The sequence below is a fragment of the Streptomyces regalis genome (assembly GCF_001509475.1).
Classification (GTDB): domain Bacteria; phylum Actinomycetota; class Actinomycetes; order Streptomycetales; family Streptomycetaceae; genus Streptomyces; species Streptomyces regalis.
Map to the genome: position 1 here is coordinate 23791 of NZ_LLZG01000301.1, position 7988 is coordinate 31778.

Sequence of the window (7988 nt, forward strand, 5' to 3'; positions counted from 1 at the left end):
TACCCAAATAGTCCGTCTTGTGTGCCTTACGGCTCAGCACCAGCGCGGCGCGGCCCCGATGTTGTCGATGTACCGGGCCGCCCCCCAGGCCCAGGTGCCGTCCGCGAGCAGATACCACAGGGGGTTGCCCTGGATCGGCTGGCCCGGCGTCTTGCAGAAGATTCTGACGATGTCGCCCCGGTGGGCGACCCGGATCACCTGGCTGCCCCGGTTGGGCGCACTGCGCAGCAGCAGGGTGCTCGCGGTGACGCGCCCCGTGGTGAAGCGTCGGCCGTCGTTGCCCGAGCCGCCCCAGCCCCCCTCGGGGTCAGGTCCCGTCCCGCCCAAGTCCTCCTGGGACTCGCTCGAAGTCCCCTGGGCCTCCCAGTCGTCGTCGGCGACGGCAGGCGTGGCGGCGGCCGCGAGGGCGAGAGCGCCGGCGGCTATGGATATGGCGAAGCGGGAGCGCAGGGCCATGGGGTACCTCCAGGAGAGGGGTGACGAACCTGACTAATCGCCACATTAAGAGCGCATCGGCGGGGTCGCGCGCCAAGCTGGACCATAGGAGCGCAGCGCCCCGTAGGGGCGCACGCTCAGGGGCGCGGGGCAGCGTCGATATGCGGCTCCGCCGCGTGGGCGCGACAAACCCCCACAACCCGCAGCCGACAACAGCCGGTGGACCCGAGCTCTTAGGGCCCTTCTGATGGATCTCCGCGGCGTCGCGACGCCCGGCACGCACGCTCGCCGCACGGCGTGAAGGGCCAGGTGGCTCCGCCACATGACCCTCCACGCCGCACGCCGATCGCACGCACCGAACGCCGCTCCTTCTTCCACGGAGATCCATCAGAAGGGCCCGGCCCCGCCGTCCGCCGCGTTGGCGAAGGTGAGCCGCGCGCCGAGTACCTCCGCCTGCCCCAACGCGATGGTCAGCCCCAGGCCGTGCCCCTTGGCTCCGCCCTCCGTGCGGAACCGCTGCGGACCGTGCGCGACGAGGTAATCCGGGTAGCCGTCACCGTGATCCCGCACGGTGACCACCGGCCCGTCCACGGTCAGGGACACCGGCGCCCGCCCGTGCTTGTGCGCGTTCGCCACCAGATTCCCCAGCACCCGCTCCAGCCGCCGCCGGTCGGTCTCCACCACGACGTCCCGTACGACGACGACCTCCGTGTCGGTCCCGGACCCGCGCACCACCCGCTCCGCGAGCGCCGCCAGCGGCTCGGCGTCCGACTCCAGCCGCTCACGCCCGGCGTCCAGCCGCGAGATCTCCAGCAGATCCTCGGTCAGCGTGCGCAACGCGGCCACCCGGTCCCGCACCAGCTCCGTCGGCCGCCCGGGCGGCAGCAGCTCGGCCGCCGCGTGCAGCCCGGTCAGCGGCGTACGCAGCTCGTGCGCCACGTCCGCCGTGAACCGCTGCTCGGACAGCAGCTTGCTCTGCAGCGACGACGCCATCGAGTCGAGGGCGGCGGCGACGGCGGCCACCTCGTCCTGCGGCCTGGTCGGATCCTTCGTACGGGGATCGTCGACCCGCGCGTCCAGGTCGCCGCGGCTGATCCGCCGGGCCACCTGGGCCGTGGCGTGCAGCCGCCGCGTCACCCGGGTCACCGCGAACGCGCCCACCAGCAGCGTCGCCCCGATCGCCAGCCCCGACGACCACAGGATCGCCCGGTCCAGCCCCTCGATGGTGCGCGCCTGCTGCGAGTAGTCGACCTCGACCGTGAGTGCCCGCTCGCCGTCGGCCGGCCCCGCCGCCCACATCGTGGGGCGCCCGTGGTGGTCGGCGACCATCGTGCCGCGCTCCCCGGCCACCGCCAGCTCCCGCAGCGACTCCGGCAGCTCCGGCGGATCCAGACGGATGCCGTGGCCGAGCGGGTCCCCGGCCTCGAACGCCGCCGTCGCGTCCTGCAGCCGGGACAGTGCGAGGTCGCGGGCCTGGCCGACGGTCTGGTTCGTCACCGAGACGTGCACGAGGATCCCGAGCAGCGCCGCGAGCGCGCAGCACATCACCGTGATGAAGACGGCGGCCTTCACGGCGAGCGTGCCGGCCCACTGGGGGAGCGCGAGCCTCATGGGGTGCTCGCCGAGGGGGAGGCGGACCGGGAGGGCGAGGCGGAACGTGAGGGCGACGGCGAGGGCGACGGGTGGGTCGTCTTCTTGCGGTGCCCGGTGCGCAGCATCTCGTCGTGCGTGAGCAGCATCGCCTTCTGGTCCGCGGCCCAGGTCCACTGCAGCCGGTACTCGTACCCCGCGACCTCGGACGGCGAGCGCAGGATCACCGACCGGCCGGCCAGCTCGACGCCGCTGATGGCGTCGTCCCACTCCATCACCTGCACGAGCCTGCGCTTCTCGACGGTGTAGACGCGCACCGCGATGGTCTTGCCGGGCATCAGCCGGAAGCCCAGAGTCAGCTCGGGGTGCCCGTCGCCGGTCAGATCCCGGTAGTACGGCTGGAGCACCGGGCACCTGCCGCGCCCGGGGCCCGTGGCGCACTCGGCCATCAGGCGGCCGGTCTGCCGGTACGGCGCGTCCTGGCCGTCGTAGTCGTCCCGGTTCGCCGCGATCTCCTTGCGTACGACCGCCACCGGGTCCACGTCGCGGATGTCGCCCCCGGGGACGGTGACGCCCTTCACGGTCGCCCTGTTCACCTCGCCGATCTCATAGGCGGGGCTGGACGCCGGCGTCAGCTGCGGCCAGAGCTTGTCCGGGCTGACCGCGGTCTCGGTCGGGCCCGCGCCCTGGAGCCCCCCGGCGTCACCGCAGGCCGTCGCCGCCGCCAGCAGCAGTGCGACCAGGGCACTGAGCGCGACGGTGCGGGTGGGGCGGCTGCGAGGCACGGTTCTCCTGGGGCCGGGGACGGTCGTAGGCCCGTACACACTATTCGTACGGAAGTCCTTTTTGCGCACCCGGTGGGCGGACGGGCGAAACGGCTACTCGGCGAGTTCCTCCAGGAGCCGGGCGGTCGACAGGCCTGCCCGGAGGTAGTCGACGAACAGCTCGTTGTGCAGGGCCCACGGAGAGCGGCGGGAGCGTATCAGCCGGATCGCCTGCTCGGTGGAGTGGCTCCGGCGGACCAGGGCGTGCGCGATGACGAGCCCTGAGCGGTTGTACCCGTGGTAACAGCGGACGAGGACCCTGCGGCCCTTGTCCAGCGCCTCGCACGCCGCCTCCGCCAGCCGTATCACCCCGGCGAGCTGCGTCCCGTCCAGCGGCCCGTCGGGAATCGGCCACACATGGTGCTCGACACCGGGATCGGGCCCGTGCCCCGGCAGGCGCAGCAGAGTCTGTACGAGATCGAACTCGTCCTGTACGACGGCGAACTCCAGTTGTCCCGACGACCCCCGGAACTCGTGCCCGCCCATCCACAAGCCGGGCACGATCTCGCTCCACGGGCTGTCCGGAGCCGGTACGTCGGGTTGCTTCCTGCGGGTACGCAACGGCGCCTCCCCAACCACCCCTAGGGCCTGTTCTGAGTGTCCCCGCCTGCGCCCCGACGCCCGGCACGCACCCTCGCCGCACGCCGCCCCTGGACAGGTGGCTCCGCCACATGACCAGGGACGTCGCACGCCGAGGGCACGCACCGAACGCCGCTGCGCCCGTGCTCCGCACGGACGACGGGGACACTCAGAACAGGCCCTAGCGGGGGGTCTGCCCAACTCCTCTCAAAGGTAACCGGGTTCTTGCCCCCACAGCACCCCGCCTGTTCCCATGGTCGTGGGGTGATGGTGCATGAGCGGACTGCGCGTCATACCGACCTGGCGGCACGGCCAGGAACGGCTCTACGTCTGCCTCACGGACGGGCGGAACCTCGCCTGGTACGACCGTGAGGCCGCCAGGATCAACCTGCTCAGCGACGACCGCCGGGAGGATGTGCTGGAGGCGCTCGGCCCCTTCATCACCGGCCCGGTCACGGTGGGCCCGCCTCCGGTCCCCACGCCCGCCGAGCTGGCCCGGCTGACCCTCCACCCGGACGACGACCTGGCGCCCAACCGCCCCGGCGAGGCGCTCCTGGTCTCCCTCGACCGGGATCCGGCCCCCTCCCACCTGCTGCGCCGCCCCGATCCGCGGCACCGGGCGCTGACCGCGGAGCAGACGGTCGGTGAGGCCCTGGACCGGCTGGACGGCGCGGGCTGGCACGCGCTGCACTCCATTCCGCTTCCCGGCGGTGACCGTATCCACCATCTGGCGATCGGGCCTGGGGGGCTGTTCGTGCTGCACAGCCTCTACGCCCGTAAGCAGAAGGTGACCGTCGCCGACCCGATGGTCTCCCTCGGGCGCCGTGAGCCGTACCCTCTGCTGCGCCGCGTCCGCGCCGACGCCGACCGGGCCTCCTACGCCCTGACCGCGGAGGTCCGCCCGGTCCTCGTGCTGGTCGGGCCGGCCGACGTGGCGATACCCGGGCCGTTGCGGGAGGTCCGGGTGCTCAGGGACACGGAGGTGGAGGGGCTGGCTCGGCTGGGTGGGCTGCTGAAGCCGGCGGATGTGGAGGCGCTGCATGCGATGGCTCGGGACCGGCGGGTATGGGGTGCCCCCGGCTGAGCGGTCGGGTTGGCTGGGGTCGCCGTCCCTGGGGGCTGCCGCCCCCAGACCCCCGCTTCGGCCCTGAACGGGCCTCGTCCTCAAACGCCGGACGGGCTGAAATGTCCGGACCGGCGCCGGAAAGTGGCCGACGGCCACGACTGGGTCAGGGCAGCGTGCCCGCCCGCTCCGCGTCCAGCAGCGGAGCGAGCAGGTCGCCGTAGTCCTGGAGGCGTGGGGCCAGGTCGGGGGCGAGGAAGGTCAGGGAGCCGGGGGACCGGCAGTCCTCCACCTCCTCCCAGGTCACCGGCGCGGACACGGTCGGGTCGCGGCGGGCGCGCAGGGTGTAGGGCGTGGCCGTGGTCTTGCGGGCGGCGTTCTGGCTCCAGTCGACGAAGACCTTGCCGGGCCGCAGGCTCTTCGTCATCCGGTGGATCGCGAGGCGGGGCATGGCCTTCTCGGCCTCCACGGCGAGTTCCTTGGCGTACTCGGTGGCCTGCTCGGAGGGGGCCGGCCGGATGGCGGCGGTGAGATGGAGCCCCTTCGAGCCGGAGGTCTTGGCGTACGCCTCGATGCCGTCGGCGGCCAGCCGTTCCCGCAGCCAGAGGGCGACCTCGCAGCACTCGACCACGGTGGCGGGCGAGCCGGGGTCGAGGTCGAAGACCAGCCGGTCGGCCTCGCCGGGCGCCTGGATCAGCCACTGCGGGGTGTGGAACTCCGTGACGAGGTTGGCCGCCCACATCAGCGAGGGCAGGTCCTGCACCAGCACCATCCGCGCCGGGCCCTCGACGCGGGGCACCTCGGCGGTGGTGACCCACTCGGGCGTACCGGGCGGCACGTTCTTGGTGAAGAACACCTGCCCGTCCGGCCCGTCCGGGTAGCGCAGGAAGGACACCGGCCGGTCGCGCAGATGCGGCAGCAGTACCTCGGCGGTGGTCGCGTAGTAGTGCAGCACCTCGCCCTTGGCGAACCCGGCCGCGGGATACAGCACCTTCTCCAGGTTGCTGAGCGCGAGCCGCCGGCCCTCCACCTCTGTGATCGGCGTCATACGATGAGAATCACATGAAATCGGCCGGAACCGCCTCGAAAGGTGCTGAACGTGCGATCCATCTGGAACGGCGCCATCTCCTTCGGCCTGGTCAGCATCCCGATCAAGGTGGTGAACGCGACCGAGAGCCACTCGATCTCCTTCCGCCAGATCCACACCGAGGACGGCGGCCGGATCCGCTACCGCAAGTTCTGCGAACTGGAGGACCGCGAGGTCAGCCAGGGCGAGATCGGCAAGGGGTACGAGGACGCGGACGGCTCGATCGTTCCCATCACCGACGAGGACCTGGCCGAGCTGCCGCTCCCGACCGCCAAGACGATCGAGATCGTGGCCTTCGTGCCGGGCGACCGGATCGACCCGCTCCAGATGGACGCGGCGTACTACCTCGCCGCGAGCGGCGCCCCGGCCGCGAAGCCGTACACCCTGCTGCGCGAGGCCCTCAAGCGCAGCAACAAGGTCGCCATCGCCAAGTTCGCGCTGCGCGGCAGGGAACGGCTGGGCATGCTCCGGGTCGTCGGCGACGCCATCGCCATGCACGGCCTGCTCTGGCCCGACGAGGTCCGCGCCCCCGAGGGCGTCGCCCCCGACGTCGGCGTCACCGTCCGCGACAAGGAACTCGACCTCGCGGACGCCCTGATGGACACCCTCGGCGAGGTCGACCTCGACGATCTGCACGACGAGTACCGCGAGGCCGTCGAGGAGGTCATCGCCGCGAAGGCGGCCGGCGAGGCCCCGCCCTCCGCCCCCGAGCCCGCCACCGGAGGCAAGGTCCTCGACCTCATGGCGGCCCTTGAGAGCAGCGTGCGCGCGGCGAAGGAGTCCCGCGGCGAGGAGCCGGCGGAGGTCAGACGTCTGCCGGAGCGCAAGTCGGCCAGGGCGGCCCCGAAGCAGGCGGCGGGCAAGAAGTCGACGGCGACGACGAAGAAGACCGCGGCGAAGAAGACAGCGGCGTCGGCCAAGAAGTCGACGTCGAAGACGGCCCAGGGGACGAAGAAGGCGGCGGCGAAGAGCACAGCGAAGAGCACGACCAAGAGCACGGCGAAGAAGACCACGGCCAAGACCACCAAGAAGACGGCGGCCCGCAAGCGCAGCGCGTGAGCGGCGGCGACTGGAGCCTCACCTCGACCGGCGCAGCGCCAGCACCGCGTTGTGGCCGCCGAACCCGAACGAGTTGCTGAGCGCCAGGTCCCCGTCCTGCGGCAACGGGCGCGGCACCCCCCGCACCACATCCAGGTCGATCGCGTCGTCGACCTCCCCGCCCCCCACCGTGGGCGGCACCACCCCGTGATGCAGCGTCAGTACGGCGGCGACGGCCTCGACCCCGCCCGCCGCCCCCTGGAGGTGCCCCAGGTGCCCCTTGAGTGCGGTGACCGGTATGGGCCGGCGCCCGAGTACCGCCCGCAGCGCACCCGCCTCCGCGAGGTCGCCGTCGACCGTGGCCGTGGCGTGGGCGTTCACGTGGACGACGTCGCTGACGCTGCCCCCGGCGTCCCGCAGGGCCCGCCGCAGGGCGAGCGCGATGCCGTTGCCGGACGGGTCGGGTGCGGCCATGTGGTGGGCGTCGGCGGAGAGTCCCCATCCGGCGGCCTCGCAGTAGATCCGCGCTCCCCGGGCCCGTGCGTGCTCCTCGGCCTCCAGGACGAGGACCCCGGCACCCTCGCCGTTGACGAACCCGTCCCGGTCCTTGGCGAAGGGCCGGGAGGGCGAGCCGTCGGCGGGGTGCCCGTCGGCCAGGGCCCGCATCGCCGCGAAGGACGCCATGATCGCCGGCGTGACGACGGCTTCGGCGCCGCCCGCGAGAGCGATGTCGATCCGCCCGTACCGTATGCGGTCGATCGCCTGCCCTATGGCCTCGGTCCCCGACGCGCACGCGCTCGTCACGGTCCGGGCCTCGCCGGTGATGTGCAGATCGAGCGAGACCTGGGAGGCGGCCTGCGAGGGAACGGTCATGGGGGTGGTGAGCGGCGAGACGGCCCGCGGCCCCTTGTCCCGCAGTTTGCGGTCCCCGCCGACGAGCACGGACGCGTCACCGAGGATGGCCCCCAGACTCACCCCCACCCGCTCCGGATCGAGCCCGCTCTCTCGGGTGCCGCCCGCCACGAACCCGGCGTCGGCCCACGCCTCCCGAGCGGCCAGCACCCCGAACTGAGCGGCCCGGTTCATCCGCCGGGCAACGGGCCGCGGCAGCAACTCGCCCGGATCCACGGGCACCACCCCCGCCACCCGCACGGGCAACCCGTCGAACTCGGGATCCTCCAGCTCCCGTATGCCGTGCCGCCCGTCGAGCAGCCCCCGCCACAACTCGTCGACCCCGATGCCCAGCGGGGTGACCGCCCCGAGCCCGGTCACGACGACTGTGCGGGGTGCGGACGCGGCGGCCTCGCTCATCGGTGCATGCCCCCTCTGGTGGTTGAAGGGGAAACATGCCCAGATTCCTCAGGCCCTGCAC

The 7988-nt window shown here is 72.7% G+C and carries 7 protein-coding genes and 1 pseudogene; 2 read left to right on the top strand and 6 right to left on the bottom strand.

What is annotated here, in order from left to right; translation table 11 throughout:
- Positions 1–33: 33 nt before the first annotated feature.
- The 4 genes from ADL12_RS27120 to ADL12_RS27135 form a co-directional block, all read right to left on the bottom strand.
- The gene (locus ADL12_RS27120) at positions 34–456 is read right to left on the bottom strand and encodes an SH3 domain-containing protein (protein WP_062706247.1); all 423 of its coding nucleotides are present in this window, start codon (positions 454–456) and stop codon (positions 34–36) included.
- A gap of 366 nt (positions 457–822) precedes the next feature.
- A complete protein-coding gene (locus tag ADL12_RS27125; protein ID WP_062706250.1) occupies positions 823–2046 on the bottom strand; it encodes a sensor histidine kinase in 1224 nt (407 codons plus the stop codon).
- Entirely contained in the window at positions 2043–2810 is a 768-nt protein-coding gene (locus ADL12_RS27130; RefSeq protein ID WP_062706253.1) for a hypothetical protein, read from the bottom strand. The genes ADL12_RS27125 and ADL12_RS27130 overlap by 4 nt, the downstream gene beginning before the upstream one ends.
- Positions 2811–2903: 93 nt before the next feature.
- Positions 2904–3410 carry a protein-tyrosine phosphatase family protein gene (locus tag ADL12_RS27135; RefSeq protein ID WP_062706256.1) on the bottom strand — a complete coding sequence of 169 codons (507 nt, stop codon included), beginning with the start codon at positions 3408–3410 and terminating at the stop codon, positions 2904–2906.
- Positions 3411–3702: 292 nt separating this feature from the next.
- Between ADL12_RS27135 and ADL12_RS27140 the strand changes: the two genes are divergently transcribed.
- Positions 3703–4512 carry a nuclease-related domain-containing protein gene (locus tag ADL12_RS27140; RefSeq protein ID WP_062706259.1) on the top strand — a complete coding sequence of 270 codons (810 nt, stop codon included), beginning with the start codon at positions 3703–3705 and terminating at the stop codon, positions 4510–4512.
- Between the two features lie 145 nt (positions 4513–4657).
- On the opposite strand, the gene ligD is transcribed toward ADL12_RS27140, so the two are convergent.
- Complete coding sequence (gene ligD, locus ADL12_RS27145; RefSeq protein ID WP_062706263.1) at positions 4658–5539, bottom strand: non-homologous end-joining DNA ligase; 882 nt, start codon at positions 5537–5539, stop codon at positions 4658–4660.
- Positions 5540–5590: 51 nt separating this feature from the next.
- Between ligD and ku the strand changes: the two genes are divergently transcribed.
- Entirely contained in the window at positions 5591–6637 is a 1047-nt protein-coding gene (gene ku / locus ADL12_RS27150) for a non-homologous end joining protein Ku (protein WP_062706354.1), read from the top strand.
- A gap of 18 nt (positions 6638–6655) precedes the next feature.
- Here the strand turns inward: ku and ADL12_RS27155 are convergent.
- Positions 6656–7918: pseudogene (locus ADL12_RS27155) on the bottom strand (beta-ketoacyl-[acyl-carrier-protein] synthase family protein); the annotation flags it as partial.
- Positions 7919–7988 lie beyond the last annotated feature (70 nt).